Annotated in this window: 18 protein-coding genes; 3 read left to right on the top strand and 15 right to left on the bottom strand. The window is 55.8% G+C overall.

Translation table 11 applies throughout. The features are described 5' to 3' along the window. Window positions 1–64: 64 nt before the first annotated feature. From QMZ18_RS26545 to QMZ18_RS36965, 13 genes are all read right to left on the bottom strand, one after another. Entirely contained in the window at window positions 65–772 is a 708-nt protein-coding gene (locus QMZ18_RS26545; RefSeq protein ID WP_282609398.1) for a hypothetical protein, read from the bottom strand. Beyond that, window positions 765–1,055, bottom strand: a complete 291-nt coding sequence (locus tag QMZ18_RS26540; RefSeq protein WP_282609397.1) for a hypothetical protein — start codon at window positions 1,053–1,055, stop codon at window positions 765–767. Before QMZ18_RS26540 ends, QMZ18_RS26545 begins: the two co-directional genes overlap by 8 nt. Further along, on the bottom strand, window positions 1,052–1,240 hold the full coding sequence (locus tag QMZ18_RS26535; protein ID WP_282609396.1) for a hypothetical protein: 189 nt from the start codon (window positions 1,238–1,240) through the stop codon (window positions 1,052–1,054). The genes QMZ18_RS26540 and QMZ18_RS26535 overlap by 4 nt, the downstream gene beginning before the upstream one ends. Next, window positions 1,233–1,421 (bottom strand): hypothetical protein, encoded by a 189-nt coding sequence (locus QMZ18_RS26530; RefSeq protein ID WP_282609395.1) that lies wholly within the window; start codon window positions 1,419–1,421, stop codon window positions 1,233–1,235. The genes QMZ18_RS26535 and QMZ18_RS26530 overlap by 8 nt, the downstream gene beginning before the upstream one ends. After that, window positions 1,414–1,887, bottom strand: coding sequence for a hypothetical protein (locus QMZ18_RS26525; RefSeq protein WP_282609394.1), 474 nt, complete (start codon window positions 1,885–1,887; stop codon window positions 1,414–1,416). The genes QMZ18_RS26530 and QMZ18_RS26525 overlap by 8 nt, the downstream gene beginning before the upstream one ends. Window positions 1,888–2,035: 148 nt before the next feature. Beyond that, complete coding sequence (locus tag QMZ18_RS26520; protein WP_282609393.1) at window positions 2,036–3,583, bottom strand: DUF3987 domain-containing protein; 1,548 nt, start codon at window positions 3,581–3,583, stop codon at window positions 2,036–2,038. Beyond that, window positions 3,580–4,515, bottom strand: coding sequence for a toprim domain-containing protein (locus tag QMZ18_RS26515; protein ID WP_282609392.1), 936 nt, complete (start codon window positions 4,513–4,515; stop codon window positions 3,580–3,582). The genes QMZ18_RS26520 and QMZ18_RS26515 overlap by 4 nt, the downstream gene beginning before the upstream one ends. Next, on the bottom strand, window positions 4,512–4,778 hold the full coding sequence (locus QMZ18_RS26510; protein WP_282609391.1) for a transcriptional coactivator p15/PC4 family protein: 267 nt from the start codon (window positions 4,776–4,778) through the stop codon (window positions 4,512–4,514). The genes QMZ18_RS26515 and QMZ18_RS26510 overlap by 4 nt, the downstream gene beginning before the upstream one ends. Continuing rightward, window positions 4,775–5,167: a hypothetical protein gene (locus tag QMZ18_RS26505; protein WP_282609390.1), complete on the bottom strand. Its 393-nt coding sequence runs from the start codon at window positions 5,165–5,167 to the stop codon at window positions 4,775–4,777. The genes QMZ18_RS26510 and QMZ18_RS26505 overlap by 4 nt, the downstream gene beginning before the upstream one ends. A 534-nt stretch (window positions 5,168–5,701) precedes the next feature. Further along, complete coding sequence (locus QMZ18_RS26500; RefSeq protein ID WP_282609389.1) at window positions 5,702–6,298, bottom strand: hypothetical protein; 597 nt, start codon at window positions 6,296–6,298, stop codon at window positions 5,702–5,704. Window positions 6,299–6,400: 102 nt separating this feature from the next. Then, on the bottom strand, window positions 6,401–7,621 hold the full coding sequence (locus tag QMZ18_RS26495; protein ID WP_282609388.1) for a site-specific integrase: 1,221 nt from the start codon (window positions 7,619–7,621) through the stop codon (window positions 6,401–6,403). Window positions 7,622–8,263: 642 nt separating this feature from the next. After that, a complete protein-coding gene (locus QMZ18_RS26490) occupies window positions 8,264–8,974 on the bottom strand; it encodes a YopT-type cysteine protease domain-containing protein (RefSeq protein WP_282609387.1) in 711 nt (236 codons plus the stop codon). A 513-nt stretch (window positions 8,975–9,487) separates the two neighbouring features. Further along, on the bottom strand, window positions 9,488–9,703 hold the full coding sequence (locus tag QMZ18_RS36965; RefSeq protein ID WP_322097309.1) for a LysR family transcriptional regulator: 216 nt from the start codon (window positions 9,701–9,703) through the stop codon (window positions 9,488–9,490). A gap of 409 nt (window positions 9,704–10,112) precedes the next feature. Between QMZ18_RS36965 and QMZ18_RS26480 the strand changes: the two genes are divergently transcribed. Together QMZ18_RS26480 and QMZ18_RS26475 are read left to right on the top strand one after the other, a co-directional pair. Next, on the top strand, window positions 10,113–10,565 hold the full coding sequence (locus tag QMZ18_RS26480) for a (2Fe-2S)-binding protein (protein ID WP_282609385.1): 453 nt from the start codon (window positions 10,113–10,115) through the stop codon (window positions 10,563–10,565). A 3-nt stretch (window positions 10,566–10,568) separates the two neighbouring features. Next, on the top strand, window positions 10,569–12,884 hold the full coding sequence (locus QMZ18_RS26475; protein ID WP_282609384.1) for a molybdopterin cofactor-binding domain-containing protein: 2,316 nt from the start codon (window positions 10,569–10,571) through the stop codon (window positions 12,882–12,884). A 242-nt stretch (window positions 12,885–13,126) separates the two neighbouring features. On the opposite strand, the gene QMZ18_RS26470 is transcribed toward QMZ18_RS26475, so the two are convergent. Continuing rightward, window positions 13,127–14,155: a TRAP transporter substrate-binding protein gene (locus QMZ18_RS26470; RefSeq protein ID WP_282609383.1), complete on the bottom strand. Its 1,029-nt coding sequence runs from the start codon at window positions 14,153–14,155 to the stop codon at window positions 13,127–13,129. Window positions 14,156–14,372: 217 nt separating this feature from the next. Then, complete coding sequence (locus QMZ18_RS26465; protein WP_282609382.1) at window positions 14,373–15,128, bottom strand: FadR/GntR family transcriptional regulator; 756 nt, start codon at window positions 15,126–15,128, stop codon at window positions 14,373–14,375. A gap of 619 nt (window positions 15,129–15,747) precedes the next feature. Here QMZ18_RS26465 and QMZ18_RS26460 point away from each other — a divergent pair. After that, window positions 15,748–16,971, top strand: a complete 1,224-nt coding sequence (locus tag QMZ18_RS26460; RefSeq protein WP_282609381.1) for a GAF domain-containing sensor histidine kinase — start codon at window positions 15,748–15,750, stop codon at window positions 16,969–16,971. Window positions 16,972–17,022: the final 51 nt, after the last annotated feature.

Here is a 17,022-nt window from a genome sequence, read left to right as displayed (position 1 = left end):
GCGTAGGCCCGTTTGCCGCCGTCGCTTTGATTTCTCATCCAGTGATTAAACGCGTTTCGTGGCATCAGTGAGCCCGCCTCTCTGCAGCTATACGTTTCGTGACCGGCAACCCAGCCGCCGCTTGCGCGTGATTGTTCAAATAGTCCGCAATGTCGAAGAAAATCGAACCAGCAGCAGCAACCGACACAGAAGCCCCAAATTGCTGAAGTTGAGCTGGTGGCCACTGATCGCTGTCAACCAAGGTTTGATAGTCTGGACTAACCGTGTACTCGTGCCGCGAGACCAAGGCACCGCCCTCATAGCTCGCATGGAGGTTGATATCCAATTGTGCGCGGTTAGTTTTGTGATCTAAGGAAAAGGCCAACACTTTATGATCGCCAATGGTGTCGACTTGCTCAGCACTCCGATGACACTCGATTGCACCTGTGAGGAGATCCAGCAGGGGCTGGAATAGCGCGGGAGATGCCTGCCGCATCTCTTCCATGGTCTCGACGTCATGCCAGTAAGACTCATGGACTCTGAAATTTCCCGTTGTCTTAATCGTGGAGGCACCGGAGAGCATCGCGTGCCGCCAGTAATCCACCACCGCAACAGTGTCGCCAGGCGCGGGCAGACCCATAACACCAAGCAGCACGATGGCAGCTTGCGCGGATGTTTGTGGGCCATCGGATGGCATAACACCCGCTGCAGCGAGATCGTCGATAACGAACCCTGCCGTATTTGCGATATGTGAGCCTAAGCCCAGTGCCAGCACTTTCTCAAAATCATTCATGCTCACGATCCCGTTTGATTCTCGAGATTCTATCAGGGTCAAACAGTCCTGTGCGTAACGCTGTGACGGTCTTTTCCGGTGAATTGACGGGCGGCGACCTTTCCCACGACGACAGGAACGCGCGCGCCAGTGCTGAGGTTCTTTCCGATTCCTCTTCCGTCAACCACCCGCAGTCGAGCAGGCGTTCGATATGAATTGGCAGGAGTTCGATAGTCACCTGCGTAGCGCCATTGCGCAGGCGTTCCCGAAACCGTCGTTGCCTCTCTGCCGGCGTCATTGTCATTCGCCCGGCTCCTGGCTCGCCTCTTCGCGCTTTCGGGGATCGAAGTAGGCGCGCCGATGGTGCTCCGGACAGAACGCGCTCTTTCGTTGCTGCGGTTGTTGGCAGTATCGCCAATGGCCTTGGCCGGGGTGGCCGTCGATCCAACGGCAACCAGTAGGCTCATGCGGATCGGTTGGGTTATTCATCCGCGATGTCCTCCTGTAACACCGCATCAATGGCCAGCAGCGCGATGTGCGCGTCTACTATCCCGGCGACAGCAGCGGGAGACATGCATTCATCCAGAGGCCTGCCGGCCAACCAATTCACTTGGTTTCGCCGCGATAGGACCAGCCGTTCGCGCAAGGCTGTGATCTTCTCGTCAGTCATGGTTAGACACCTCCTGGCGTTTGCGTTTCTGTGGTAAAGGAAGGCACCAGATCGGGATTTGTCCGGGCCTGTCGCGACGAGGGAAGCTCTGCTTAACGCCGCGGCCCATATCAACCATTGCCAGCTGTTCGGTCATGGCCGCCACCGTCTTGCCCTTCAGGAGCCAGGCAAGGCCCGCGAGGTGGATCTGCTCTTCCGGAGCGTCGCGGCCAACGCCGAAGAGGTTAAGTGTGTCCCAGCCCAGCGCAGCAGCACGGGCGCCCCATTGCACCAGGAAGCGCTCGGTATCAGCCCGGACTTCGAGCCAGCGAGTTACCTCCAGGCCCAGCGGCACTGGCATGGAAACGAGGCGGTCGAAGCCGTGAAGCCACTCGCCGGGAACGCCCGTAAGTCGGCCTGAAGTTGGCAATTCGACGGCGGAAACGGCGTTTTCGGACCTAACTGCAGCTAACTGCAATTTCTGCATTGCAGTTAGGTCTGGCGCTAAGTCATTGTTTTTTATGGGCGTGGGTGCGGCCTTAGACCTATCTGCACTAACTGCACTAACTGCATAAGGGAAATCAGAAGCGGAAGGCTCGTGCTCCTCCATGCTGGCGAGAGCCAGATCAAGCCACTTACTCATGGGCTTCACTCCAGGCTGAGGGGTGAACGAGATAATCTGACTTGCCGCGACCGGGGGACCTGCCGTCTCGATTGTTCCCAACGCGCTTGACCCAATTGCCCTCCTCGAGAACATCTAAGGCTTCCTTCACGTCGTCGGCGGTCGAGAGGCCTGGCAATCTCCAGCCGCGGCGAATCTGACTTGCGTTCACTGTACGCAGGCCTTGTTTCGTGATGCGGCGTGCAATGGCTGCGGCTCCACGCTCGTTCTTGGGTAGAGCGGCATCGCCATAGGCGCGAATGGCTGTAGGCAGGTAATAACCATCAAAGAGCGCGATACCGGCCTGCATGGCCTTCAGGCTTACCTCTGACGGCTCCGGACTTCCCTCGGGCTCAGCGGCCCACCACAAGTATTCGAGCACCAGGGCAAGCCGGAGAGCCATACCAGGACCCTTGCCGGCGTGGCTGAGGGCCAAACCTGATAAGGTGTCCTCAGTCCGTGCATTATCTTCGCGATAGGCCTGGAGAGTATCCGCAGCATCAGAAGCCAATGGAATGTCGATAGGCTCAGCACTACCTTGCTCATCCACACCCATAGTCAAAGTCATTACCTGGTGCAGAGCTTCCCGATAAGGCGTTTCGTCTACAGCGACATTCGGGCGCCGCGGCGGAACCTTTTCAGGCCACGAGATCAGGAAGCGGGCAAGCAGTCCGTCATCGTCTTCACCGGAGATAAACAAGCTGCTGAGGCGATCAGGCTGCATGCCGCCGGTGACGGACGAATTCAGATGCCTGATAGAAATTGCCTGTTCATGCTTGACCCGATCCACGACGTACGAGCGGCCGCCATGGCATTCGATCCAGAACGCCCGATCGGCACCACTGTTGTATCGCCCGAAACCCTGTATCCAGCCGGCCAGCTCGTCACGAACGAACAGCAGCCCGCGAGGGTGGCGGGACTGAAGCCGGGCAACTGATTCAATGGTGGGGTCGTTGATGATACAGCGAGGCTTTACAGGCGGTTCTGGTTCCTGTGCCAAGGCTGGCATATCCGGTGCCGGGTGCGCCGATTTAACTGCTGTGCGAACGTCATCTTCCCATTTGCTCCGGGAGATCTTCGCAACTTCCTTGTCCCTCTCGAATTCGGACTGCCGATATGGGAAGTCTCCACAGAGTTCGGCTTCGATATCCTTGATGGGATTGGTAACGGCTGTCACAGCGGGTGATTTGCCGCTGGAGGGAAGCCCCACCAGGATTGACCAAAGGCAGCAGGGCTCTGACCAACCGGACCAAGCTGTTACTCGCCTGGCGTTGCCTATAGCCGCGGCTGCAGCGGTGATCATGCCTGTTGCAACGAAGTCGACCGGGGCGCTTGCCCCCTCGGCCGCAATGCATGCCCAGCCCTTCCAGGGGCCTAGGAGTTCGATCGGGAACGGTACAGCCTGCTGACGACCATCGTTGAGCAATCGCTCGTCCAGTGGCTCCCAGGGCGCGCCTGGAGTCTCGTAGACCTCGACCGGCGGAAATTCATCGTCAGTTATTGGACGGAAAATATCGGTCATGCTGCATCCCCCTTGAGTTTCGCTTGCGCCAGGTCATTCCAATCCTCGAACGAAGGCGGAGGACGGCGAACGAAGCACTTGCGGCCCTCAGAGGTGAATCTCTCGATACCGCGCTCCACGGCAGAGCGGGCAGCCTTGCCACCGTCTTTTGCTGTGGGTCTTGGGTTGTCAGCGCAGAAATGAACTTCCTTCACCTCTTCCGGCAGATCGACCGCATCAAAGCGGGTGCCGCAGCATGACCATGTGACCATACCGAACATCTCTTGAGCGCTGAGGCTGGTCTCTGTGCCCTCTGCTAAGCCCAGGGCAGGGCCAGGAGGGCCGAAGCGGACTGCACCGGCACCGGGACGGCCAAGGCTGAGCTTTGTTTCTCTCAGCCCTGCTTTCTTTGTCCCGCAATGGGCCAGGAAGGTGCGCTGTATCGCGATCACCTTCCGGTCGGGTGCCTGGACGCCCGCGACCATGCAGGGCATCCACAGGCCGGTAAAATCGTGCTGAACATTCGGGTGATATCGAAGGCTCTGCGGAACATCGATCGTGATTGCCCGGCTGCGGAGGTAGGTTTCAACCGGGGTGCCTTTGGCCGGTACCGCCTCCCGCCATATCCGCAGGGCCTCCTGCGTCTTCCAGCGTTCTTTCTCAGCGTGCTTCCGATCCGCACGCCGTTGTCGCTCCAAGGCCTTCTGCATCTCCTCTTCGGAAAGGCCTTCACCGCTGGCGAAGTAGTCCTTGAGGCCGTCCCAGACGTCCTGTGGAGAACATCCGCTGAAACAATGGGTGAGAAGCCTCCCGCCCTTGATGTCGAGACTTAGGCTTGGGCTGCGGTCATCATGGGCCGGGCAACAACACATCCAGCCAGCACCCTTGCGATAACCCCGAAGCTGCTTGGCAACGAACTCGAGGTCATCCGCAGTCATGAAATGATCAGTCATTGGGTGGCCTCCTGGATCTCGGAAAGCAACCCGGCGCGAACAGATGCGTATTCGGCCTTGCGCAGTGCCTCCTGCAGATCACGAAGGCGTTCAACGCGGATGCTCAGGCCCTTCTTGGTGGGTATCCACTGAGCGCCGTCATCGGTGAAAACACGAATGTTGACCAAGCGGAAGTCCATGAACTCCGACAGGCTAATACGGATCTGTTCGCGGGAATTCTTGGGGATAACCGCAATGTCTTGACCAGTGTCTTCGCTACTCATTGGCCCAACCCTCCCGTGACAGCATAAATGGGTTGAGCCGGGAACTTATCGCCGCCGGTCACTTGAAGACTTTGCAGATCCAACCGGCAATAGGCGTCCAGGCAATCCAATAGGTCATCGCCGCGCAATCCCTTTTCCGAGACCTCTATGGCGAACTCCAAGGTTGCACGAGGTCCCAAGCTCCATAGCTTCTTAAACCGCTGCTGCACACTCACCGATGTCAGCAGATTTCCGCGAGCCATAGCAGGGCGAAGACGGTACTTGTCCGTGACGCGCTGAGGCTTGGTGTGAACGCCGGGAAGGTTAGCGACACTGCGCCGGGGTTTAGAAGCCGGAGAGACCTCAAGTTCGATGTCGACAGTTGAATTTCTAGGGGATTCGTTGTACATGTTGAGGGTTCCTTGTGGTTGGGGAACAGCTTGCCAAAGCAAATCTTGAGCCCTCCGCCCTGATCCGGCGGAGGGTTTTGCTTTGGGGGCTCGTCTTGTGGGGATAGGTCACGCCGCTTGATTGCCGGTGTCGCTGGTGGAGACCTGGACACGAGCATCTGCCCAAGCCCTTAAATCGCACCGGCGGTATCTGACAGTTCTATGACCGATTTTGATGTAAGGGGGGCCTCCCCCCAGATGCCGCCAGGACTTCAGCGTCAGAGGAGACACCTCTCCCAAAAACACGCCGGATTCCTCCGGAGTGATCAACGCATTCCAATAATCGGAATCAGCTTCGTGGCTTGAGGTCTGGGCTGACCCAGAAGCCTTCAAGTTATGGATTTTGGGGCTTTCGGCATTCATGGCCGCGTTACTCCGTTTAGGTGGCGAATGAAGCCACTTAACCGGGTTAACGCATTGAAATATAGTAATTTAAAGTCACACTAAGTCACAGAAATGACTGGTGTGAATTGATGTGACTAACGGGCCCTGGGTCTACTTTTCTTTGCCAGCGTTAAGTTTGCGGAGGATGCGCTTATAGGTGCTGTCGAGCCTATCGTTCACGCCCTGCCCTTCACGGCCAATCACCCGATTTATCGCTTTCCCACGCTCCTCGCCCTCAGAGATCAACTGACGCACTGTTGACAGCGTTGAGCTGTCATCTATCCCGCCACTACCCTTGGGCCTTCCTTTTGTGGATGTGCCCTGTTCCTTGGCGAGCGCGTTGCCAGAAACGGGGGGTGGCACTTCAGCGCTCACCGCTACCCTAAACCACCTCTCTAAACCGATTCGGCTGACACCGATCTCGGTGATCTCGTAATACCTTCCACGAGTCCGACCTTGCCTTACGAGCACGTTTCTCTCCCAGTCCGGAACAGCACTGTTCCATGCTACCGGGCCAATATCTTTAAGTATTTCAGTTCCTAGCCCGAACCATTCTTTTGAGCGCCCCAACACCTCGATGTAATGCCGCCGACTTAGAAACGCATCAACCAATGCTGGCTTGGACTCTTCCTCAGAAAAGCCCCGATCAGTCATGAACTGCAGGGTCTCTCTTAGGGTGAGGTATTCCTTGGGTGGCAACTTTGGCAACGGCGCCTCCTGCTCGGCGCTCCTGTTGAATGGTGTGGACGGCGCAACCGGAACAGGAATCCGGTCTTTCAGCCGCTAAACCTAGCCGCCCACGTTCGAAATCTATTCGTCTCCAGACGCCCTCGCCTTTCCAGCGATCTCCATGACCTTTCTGGAGTGATCGTCCAGGGCCTTACGGGCTGGCTCTGCGCCAAGCCGGGCGTAAATCAGGGTGGTGCTAAGGCTCGCATGCCTCAATCCGTGCCGGATCACGTTCAGGTCTTCACCGGCAGCGGTCATCCATGATCCGACTGTGCGCCGCAAATCGTGAATATGCAGGTCTTCGCAGCCTGCGTCCTTCCTGATCGCGGCCCAATGCTTATCGATGTTCACGAGAGGCCGACCCTTCCTTCTGCCAGGGAGCAAAAAGGGATTATCCTCCTCAATAGGCAGGGCTTGGATTACGGCGATTGCGGGACCGGTGAGAGGCACTGTCTGCTCGTCATCGCCCGTGCTCTTCGGATCGGGGATTACGATCTGCTCGTGCGTCAGATCCACGTATGGCTCAGTCTCGTGTTTCGCTCGTCGCAGCCCAAGAATCTCGGACTTTCGACACCCGGTGAGGAGAAACAGCCATATGGCACCGCGGACATAGACGTTCGGACACTGATCGATCTGCTTCGCGAGGTTTGGCAGCTCAGACTCCCGCATGAAGCGTTTTCGCTTTCGCTCCTTAAACATCTCGATTTCTGCGGCTGGGTTTTCAGACCCTCGCTCAAAGAACCAAAGGCCGATGTCTACATCGTCGTAACTGCCGGATAGCCCGCGATTGAACATTGGCCGAAGAATCTGGACGTACCTATTCGCCTCATAAGGCCCCAGCCTTCCGATCTTGGACCGCAGGCCATTCACCTCCGAGCGCGAGATCTCGGCAGCCACTCGGCCCAGCCAGGTCTTTGGGGTGTGCCGGTCGAAGCGCCATCGCATCTTTGCGACGGTTTTGGTCCCCTGCTCCGTCTTCTCCGCGAAATAAGCCTCAGCGAGCTTTTTGAGCGTGCCCTGCGTCCGCTCCTGTGCCCGCTGCTCAGCAGGATCGATCCCATCGGCTATCTGGGCCAGCTTCCTCCTGGCAAGCTTCCTGGCCTCTGTGAGCGTCAGCGTTCCATAGGTCGCGAGGGTGATTCGCTTCTTTTTGCCCTTGAAGCGGTAGGACAGCACGAACGCCTTTTCGCCGCCTGCATAAACTCTGACACCCAGGCCTCTTACCTCGGTATCGAAGACAATATGAGTGCCGCCTTGATAGGCCGTTCCATCAATCAGTGTCTTGGTCAGCTTGGTTGCCATTACCACCTGCTCTAGCCGAGTACCCATTGAGTACCCAGCATATAGCAACGAATCGACACCGTTCAACGATTAATGGCGAGCGCTAAAATCAACAAAAACCGATATTTACGGCGAATCATATCCGATTGACTACGCATGGATATAGTCAGAAAAGGTGGCTGTTAACCACCTTGTCGCAGGTTCGAGTCCTGCCCGCGGAGCCAATTCCTTCCAAATACTTCGCTTATTTTCTCACTGGGCTTGGCTGTGCCAAGTACCCATAGAACACCCGCGAGCAAAATTTTCAGGCAGTTTCCTGGGGTTCGCGGGATCTGTCGGGATGATTTGGGGGGGGCTGTTCTGCATATCCCCTATTCATAAATTGCCAAAAGGGTCATAGCCTCACGCGCGGGCGCGTTCTGCTGACGAAATTCGCTCTGCAGGCGCCTCCATAGGCTTACGTTTCGGATCGGCAAGAAGCTGATTGAAACGCCCCTTGCTTTGCCCGGTCGCCTCAACTTTTTTGGCGGCAAAGCTTTTGCATCCCCCGCCCTGTGAGTCGGTTGCTCCAGATGAAGTGGGAAATAAATTCCCACTTACATGCCGCGCATCCCAGATCCTTAACGGACGTTCAATATCGGAGCGAACCAGAACTCCGGCCTGCTAAAAATAACTGATGCAATAGAGTTTGAGTTCGTCGTAGGTGTCAAAATTCAAACTAGCCATGTGCTTGAAGTGGTCTTGCAGCCAATCGCCCACCCTGTCGACGTCAGAGAATTCGAACTCACCAACGTTGGGGTCCATAAATCTTACCGGATTCATTGCAACAGCCATGGCATGGCCTCCCTGAGCATTGGTGGTGCCAATCAGTGCATAATTGTTTATTTTGCACAATTCTACGGCCAAGTTGAAGGAAGAAGCTAACTGGCCTTCAGCAAAAGTGCATCCGGCAAGTGAATTGCTGCGGTCAGGCTCCAATTCATATCTTTTTTTCAGTTCTTTCGTGGCAAGCGTTATCTGTTCGGACTGCAATGTTTTGGAATTGGCCTTTGCTTTCGAAACGAGGGCCCCAACATTATCGCTCGTCTCCCTCTCACCCGTTGAAACCCGAATGAGACTGCCCAGGAGTTTCTGACTTACCATTATATTGACGCATGCTGCCTGTCCCTCTGCGGTCTCGAGCCATGGCCAAAAAGACTTATTATCCCTTGTACGGCCAATCCAATTTACGGCAACACCAAGGCACCATCCGTTGTCCAAGATACCACCGGCTCTACTATGTTCGTCGCTATCTTGGTCGTATCTTTGCTTCAAGCTTCCCCCATGGCTCGCCGCCAGAGCTTCCATGCATTCGAAATCATCAACACTCAACATCTGACTGTCCCACTTCACCAGAATCCAAAAGAAAATTGCCGACGCTGCGAACAAATCGGTTCAGGCTTTCTTCTCGCCACGCCAGATCAGGACCAAATCAAACTCATCTCCAGCAGGACTAGCGCTCCAAACTCCGGGGTCCGTTAGGTTATGCGAAGACTGTCGATTAACGTTTGGTCAGCTTGGCCTGTAGGAATCAGCATTATGACGTAGCGGCTGAGTGGTATGCCGGGCCTCCCGTATTCACATAATTGTTCTTCGGAGCGGTTTTCTGGTGCACCCTAATCTTTGTGCTGGTCTAGCCGCCGCGAATTAGCCCACTTTGGGGCAGAGATTTGAAGAGGCACTCCGCATTTTGTCCAAAACGCGGGCAATTTTGTCCAAGATGCAGCAATGTTTGCCTAAACCCGCCTGCGGGCGGAAGTGGACAGGCACGTTAGTTCAGAAAATGGCGTTCACTCGGTACGCCCAATCACCGCAAGCAAATTGCCTTCAGAGCGCAACAGCGGCGATCTACCAACCGTGCGTCCGGAAACATCGGCGCAGGCCCATGCGCTGTTCGAGATTGCGCAGCGTGTGACTGAGCGCGGAAGGCAAGACGCCGAGTTCGTCTGCCGCCATGCGGAAGTTTCGATGCCGCGCGACTGCCGAAAAATGCCGTAAGTTCGGAGAGACTGGGTTTCTACATTGCTGAATTTTACTCACTGTAGAATGCCGAATTAGTGGCATTGTTTCAGCAATATTCCAACGCCAAACTTACACTCGTAACGTGCTTTCATTGGATTGAGGGCGCCTTGTCGTGGGAAGCGTGACACTTATGTACGACCTTCGCTCACTTGCATAAATCTGTGCCTGACTTAAACTCAAACGAACACAATCGCACGTATCTGCAACCCCAGAGTCTGACCCGTTATTCACTGAAGAAGGGAATAACGTGCATCAGCCCCTGTTCACACAGCAAGAGGACCTTCTCGTCCTTGATTGCTTTAGAGCGTGCGATTTCAAACCCGCTTTCAAACGGGTTTCTTCTGCGCAGGCAGCGCCTTTCAATATCGTGGCGCCCGCTTTCCAAATGAACCGCGACGCAAAAAACAAAATTCACTATCAAACTTCGACTTGTTCGAACGAGGAGGACTGAATGGCTACCCTGAATATCAATGGCGAGAGCCGGAGCATCGAGGGTTCGGATGATACGAACCTGCTCTGGGCCATTCGCGATATCGCCGGCCTGACCGGAACCAAATACGGCTGTGGCATCGGCCTATGCGGTGCCTGCACCATCCACGTGGACGGCGTGGCCGTCCGCAGCTGCCTGACGACCCTTGGCGAAGTTGCCGGCAAGGACATCACGACAATTGAAGGGCTTTCGCCCGATGGCGATCATCCCGTACAGGTCGCCTGGCGCGACCAGCATGTGCCGCAATGCGGCTTTTGTCAGGCCGGGCAGATCATGCAGGCAGCCAGCCTGTTGTCCGAGAAACCTAATCCGAGCGACCAGGAAATCCTCGACGGTATGGCCGGTAACGTCTGCCGCTGTGGGTGTTACGAGAGAATCGTTTCGGCCGTTCGCCAAGCTGCAACGGGGACATAAGTCATGCTGCATTTCATGGAACAAGCGATAAACCCGGCATCGGCTGATAGGGCCCCTGCCCTGGTTTTCTCCAATGTCTCACGCCGCGGGTTTCTGAAAGGTACGGCTGCCGGCTTTGCGGTTGCCGCCTTCTCCGCAGAGGCGAACGCCTTCGCCCGCTATAAAACGGGTGGCGACACCATGGCGAACGGACTGCGGTACGATCCGCATATCTTCGTCTCAATCGATCCGGACGGCACCGTGACCATCGTCGCCCACCGCTCTGAGATGGGCACCGGCGCGCGCACCAGCCTGCCGATGGTGCTGGCCGACGAAATGGGTGCCGACTGGGCCCGTGTGAAGATTACGCAGGCCGAAGGCGACGAACTGAAATACGGCAATCAGGATACCGACGGTTCACGCTCTATGCGCCACCACGTTCAGTCGATGCGGCAGATGGGCGCCTCGGTACGCCATATGCTGGCCAATGCCGCGGCCAAAAGCTGGGGCGTCGAGCCTTCAGGCGTGCAGGTCGGTGTGCATGAGGTCACCGCCGGTGCCAATAAAGCGGGCTTCGGCGAACTTGCAAAGCTGGCGATGAGTCAGCCGGTTCCGGCCTTTGAGGAGCTGAGTTTCAAGGAGGCTTCGGAGTTTCGCTATATCGGCAAGGGCACTATCGGCGCCTACGACCTGCATGACATCACGACCGGCAAGGCTGTCTACGGAGCCGACGTGATCCTGCCTGGTATGAAGGTAGCGGTGATAGCGCGTCCACCTGTGGTCGGCGCCAAACCCGTCAGCCATGACAGCAGCGCGGCCATGAAGGTCGCCGGGGTCGAGCAGGTCCTGGAGCTGGAAGGTTCGATCATGCCGGCTAAATTCGCGCCGCTTGGCGGGATTGCGGTTGTTGCCTCCAACACGGATGCTGCAATCAAAGGCCGCGATGCCCTGGAAATCGAATGGGGTGACAGTCCGCACAGTGGCTATAACTCCGAAGCTTTTATGGCCGAAATGCGTGAAACCGCAAAGAAGCCCGGCAATGTTCTCCGTAAAGAAGGCGATCCGGATGCCGCCTTTGCGGGCGCTGCCAAGGTCTTCGCGCGGGAATACAGCCAGGCCCATATGGTCCACGCCATGATGGAACCACCCGTTGCCATTGCGGACGTGAAGGACGGCAAGGCCGAGATCTGGGCGCCTGTTCAGTCGCCCTTTGGCGCCCGCGGCGATATTGCGGCCGCCCTCAAGTTGGAGGTCGATAATGTCCGCGTAAACGTGACCCTGCTGGGCGGCGGTTTCGGTCGGAAGTCAAAGTGTGACTTTGCCATCGAGGCGGCGCTGTTAAGCCAGCAGGTGGGGGCACCGGTCCGTGTCCAGTGGACCCGCGAGGACGATATCCAGCATAGCTTCAATGCCACGACCTCGGTCGAGCGGATCGAAGTCGCGTTGGATGCCGATGGCAGGGCCACAGCCTGGCGGCACAATTCCGTTGCGCCGTCGATCCTCTCGACCTTCGCGCCGGACAGCGGCCATCAGTTCTTCATCGAGAGTGGGATGGGGCATCTCGACATGCCCTTCGAGATCCCGAACATCTCGGTCGAAAATGGCAAGGCGATGGCGCATACACGGATCGGCTGGTTCCGTTCAGTCTCGAATATTCCGCGTGCCTGGGCGATCCAGTCCTTCGCGTCTGAGTTGGCACAAGAACTAGGCAAAGACGAACTGGAGGTGATGCTGGAACTGATCGGATCGGACCGTGTACTCGATCCGCCGAAACAGGGTTTCCCCGAGGACTTCTGGGACTACGGAGAGATCTATGACGAGTATCCGATCGATACGGCCCGGCTGAAAAATGTCCTGAAGCTCGCGGCCGACAAAGCCGGTTGGGGCAAGGAACTGCCGGAGGGCGAAGGACTGGGCCTCGCGGTTCACCGCTCCTTCGTCACCTATGTCGCGTCAGCCGTTCGGGTGAAGATCGTCGACGGCAGAATTACGGTGCCCGAAATACATATGGGCCTCGACTGTGGTTTTGCGGTTAACCCGGAACGGATCCGCAGTCAGATGGAGGGCGCCTGCGTCATGGGCATGACTGCTGCACTCTTCAGCGGGGTGAACTACGAAAACGGCGCGGCTGTCGAGTCGAACTACCACGACTATAAGATGGTTCGCTCCGATAACTTCCCGCAGAAGGTCCATACACACATCGTTGAGCATCCCTTCTCGGTTCATGCCTCGGGTGTGGGTGAACCGGGCGTGCCGCCGATCCCGCCGGCAATTGCGAATGCCGTGTTCCATGCGACCGGAAAGCGGATACGCGACCTGCCAATGGGTGAAACGGTCTAAAGGGTAATCGCATGGCAATCTTTGGGTCGGTCGAATAGGCCGACCCAACTGCTATGAATGCGAAAGTAGCTAAACTTGGCGCAGGTCCCAGAGATTTCTATGCACTGAATTCTCGACAAAGCGACGCACAGTTCTCCGCAGACAGACAAAGGGCTGTCTGTTCTCAAACCTCTTAAAATTTTGCGATTTTTTCCTGATCACGGGCGGACTGAGCTTCAGACCGCCCGTGCTGGAACAGGGTACTACTTCGCCAGGCCGAGCTGACGGAGATAAGCCGTGTGGCTCTCAACCAGAGCCTTCGCTTCCGGAGTGGTCGCGAAATCACCCCATGCAGCCTGAGCTGCTTCACGGAAAGCCTGACGGTCTTCTGCTGACCAGTCGTAGATGTTTACGCCTTCAGCTTTCAGCTTGGCAGCCGCTTCAGCGTTCTTCTTTTCAAACGTGAGGGCCGTTTTCAGGGCCAGAGCCATCATCGCCGTTGACATGATGCGCTGATGGTTTTCCGGCATGCCGTCCCAAACACTCTTGTTACAGGCAAGATGGTCCGACGGCATGGAATGGAAGCCAGGGTAGTTGGTGTGCTTCACCAGGTCGTAGAGGCCCAGGCCAACATTGTTGGCGAGACCGGATGCGTCGGCACCGTCAATAATACCAGTTTCGAGAGCCGTGAAGATTTCGGTAAAGTCCATTACGATTGGGCTGGCACCGAGATTCTCAAAGATCTTGGTTTCCATGCCAGGAGGCGAACGGAATTTCCAGTCCTTGAAGTCAGCGGCGTTGCGGATCGGCTTGGAGGACGAGAGAGATTCCTGTCCGGGCACCCACCAACCGACGAGCTGCATGTCATAGACATTGTAAAGCTTCTGTGCCGCTTCGAGGCCGCCGCCATAGTACAGCCAAGACAACTGCTGATACGGCGTGTCATATCCGCCCATGATGTCGCCGACAAACTGGAAGGCCGGATTTTTACCGGTCTGATAGGCGCCGCCGGTCATGTCGCAGTCGAGAATACCCGAAGCTGCAGCATCAAAGGTCTCGGCCGATTTGACGACTGAGGAAGAGTAAAACATCTCTACTTTGATCTCACCGCCGGACATGACCTGAATGTCATCGATGTATTCGGCCGCCAGTTTGCCCGATACCGTTTCAGGCCCGAAGTGAGTCTGGATCCGCAAGTTGGTTTCCGCGGCAGTTGCCATCGAGCCGGACAGGCCCACTAAGGCAATCGCCGTGGCGCAGCCTGCCAGGGTTAAGTTTCGTTTCTTGAGCATGATTCCTCCCATTTACTCTTAATTTGTCAAATTCCTCAATCGCCCCGACAAGCGGGAACCGATCTAAAGATACATTGGAAAGTGGACGTGTAACGACTCTTAGTGGTCGCTATTCCGATTAAATGTCATAAACCTCCTTCTGTGTTACTGCGGTTTTTCCTGATTATCTGCGGTTTTTACGATAGGCTTGCGTGCAGCGATGCATCATTTGATGACGCTATAAAGCTTTGTCAGGCTGATTTTCGTTGAGTCTGTCTCCAAGCCGATTGCCGGCGTCACCAAGTAGCCGTTCCATGACGCGTTCGGCACGTTCACCGTCTCCAGCGGCGATTGCTTCGTAGACTTCACGGTGAAACGGGATCGAATCTTGATTTTCCCTGGGATCTTTATTGGTCAGCCGGATGCTGCTCAACAGCGCAGAAAAGATGATTCCTTCCATCGCTGACAGAAATTCGTTCTGAGCAGCGCGCAGAATGGAACGATGGAACAGGGCATCGGCAACCACGAAGTCCTCGACGGATCCCTTTTCGTCTTCCATGCGCTCGATGGCCGTTTCGATCATTGCAAGGTCGTCCGGCGTGGCGCGCTCCGCTGCCCAAAGAGCCGCCTTTGGTTCGAAAACCCGACGGACATCCATCAACTGTCGCAGAATTTCTCCACTGGGCGGAGCCGACTGGTACCAAGCCAGCACATCGTTATCCAGTAGTCCCCAGCTATCTCGCGGGCGTACACGCGTGCCGATGCCGCGACGCACCTCTAACAGACCTTTTCCAACGAGGATCTTTACTGCATCGCGGACAACTGAGCGACTGACCTGATAGCGTTCGGCCAGCGCTGCTTCGTCCTCCACCAGGCGGCCAGGTTCATAGCCTCCCGCAACGATCCGGCGTCCCAGCTCACGCGCCATGTGCGTTGCAAGGCTCGGCGCAAGACCAGCAACCTGTTTCAGATCGTAGTAGATCATCTCGGACATGCAGTTACGGTAAACATATGATGTTTAGGCAGTCAATATGTTCGTCGGTTTTCTCCACGCCGTAACGCATTGTATGGCGTGCGGTCGCCGCTGCCTGCTGGCCGTCGCCGCAAGTCAGGCTGATCATCGACTCAATCTTTAAGGTAACTGCACGCGACTGTGTGGCTAACCGAGCCCCTAGGATAGCCAATGGTCCGCGTGCCTTGGGAGACGAATAGGTTTTGCGCTTGTAAGAACAAGGCTAAGCCAAATCGGCATAAAGCGATTATTGAACGAGGTTCTCGCGGCATTGGGGGTATTCAACGGCCAATGTCCTATCCCTATTTGATTTGGTCGACACAAATTCGTGAGGTCTTCCTAGTAACCAAGAGACCAACTCTAAAGAGAAACGTTTGATACTCTCCTTTTTTACTTACTCAAACGTATGAAAAAACCACCTCAATCTGCAAAGGTTAATCAATATTTTCATACATTAAGGTGTTATCGATGTATTTTTGGAGTTTCATTTTACACTTGAAAAACTTATAACCGCGCGTGGACTTAACATTAAGTTGTCTCCCAACGGCTAAGGCGATTGTGATTTATGTTCCCGGTGCCTTTCAACGATGCACAGAGACTTATGGCTTTAGAGTCATATGATGTTCTGGACAGTTCGCCTGAAGAGGCCTTCGACTGTTTGACGCGGCTAGCCTGCCGGCAATTCAATACGCCGGTTGCTCTGGTTTCACTGGTCGATCAGTCGAGGCAATGGTTCAAATCGGTTCAAGGCCTCGATGTTCGGGAAACAGACCGCGAGTCGGCCTTTTGCGGCTATGCAATTCTATCTGATGAACCACTGGTCGTGCTGAATACGACAAACGATCAGCGCTTTGCCGCCAACGCTCTCGTTTGTGATCAGCCGGGCATTCGGTTCTATGCCGGCGTGCCACTGGTAACCCACACTGGTTTTCGTCTTGGCACTTTTTGCGTCATCGATTTTACCGCGCGCGATGCTTTTTCGGTCGAGGATGTTTCCGCGTTGAAGGATTTTGCACGGTCGGCCATGCAGGTCCTTGAGTTACGGCGACAGGCCAAGATTAAGAACGATCAGGATATCGAAGGGCGTATTGCGGAAGATGCGCGCATCGATCTCTTTTCCACCGTTGCGCATGAAATCAGATCTCCTATCGCTGCCCTCAACAGTTCGGCGAATATCCTGCAAAGTCAGATTTTCGGCCCTGTGGGCGACGAGCGTTATCTTGAGTTTTTTTCGGTGATGGCGGAAACCGCCGAGCAGGTGATGACGCTGACGGACCGCATGCTTGATTTTGCCCGACTCAAGACTGGAGATATCGAGATCAGTGACGAGCCTTTGTCGGTTGTGGAGATTTTGAGCAAAGCAAAACGAAGCACTGTTCAAATTACCGGTCAGGATGACCGGAATATTGAAATTGTCCCACCGCAGAAAGACATCGTCCTGACGGCGGATAGTGCCTACGTTAGCCAGATGCTGCATAACCTGATGGCCAACGCTATCAAATACAGCAATGGCGATCCCAGGATCGAGCTCAGTGCAGAAACCTCTGAAACAGGCGTTCTGGCAATTTCCGTGGCAGATAATGGGATCGGGATGTCCAGTGAGGGTTTGGCGCTTGCGCTTCAGCCCTACAAACAGCTTAAACAATCGGGACGAAACGCGGCCGGTGGTGTTGGAATTGGTCTGCCGCTCGTCAAGCGGCTGATCGAACTGCACGGTGGACAGCTTGCCGTCGATAGCACTGAAGGTAGAGGCACCAAGGTTTCACTGATTTTCCCGGCCTACCGGGTTGAAATGGCCAAGCGTCACGAAAATTTTGCTGTCTAAGTGACCGCACCTGCTTGTTTCCCAACTTGCTCTTTATGAACTCCAGATGAC

The organism is Pelagibius sp. Alg239-R121, from assembly GCF_947331435.1.
GTDB lineage: Bacteria > Pseudomonadota > Alphaproteobacteria > Kiloniellales > Kiloniellaceae > Denitrobaculum.
This window is presented reverse-complemented; position numbering and strand designations above follow the sequence as displayed.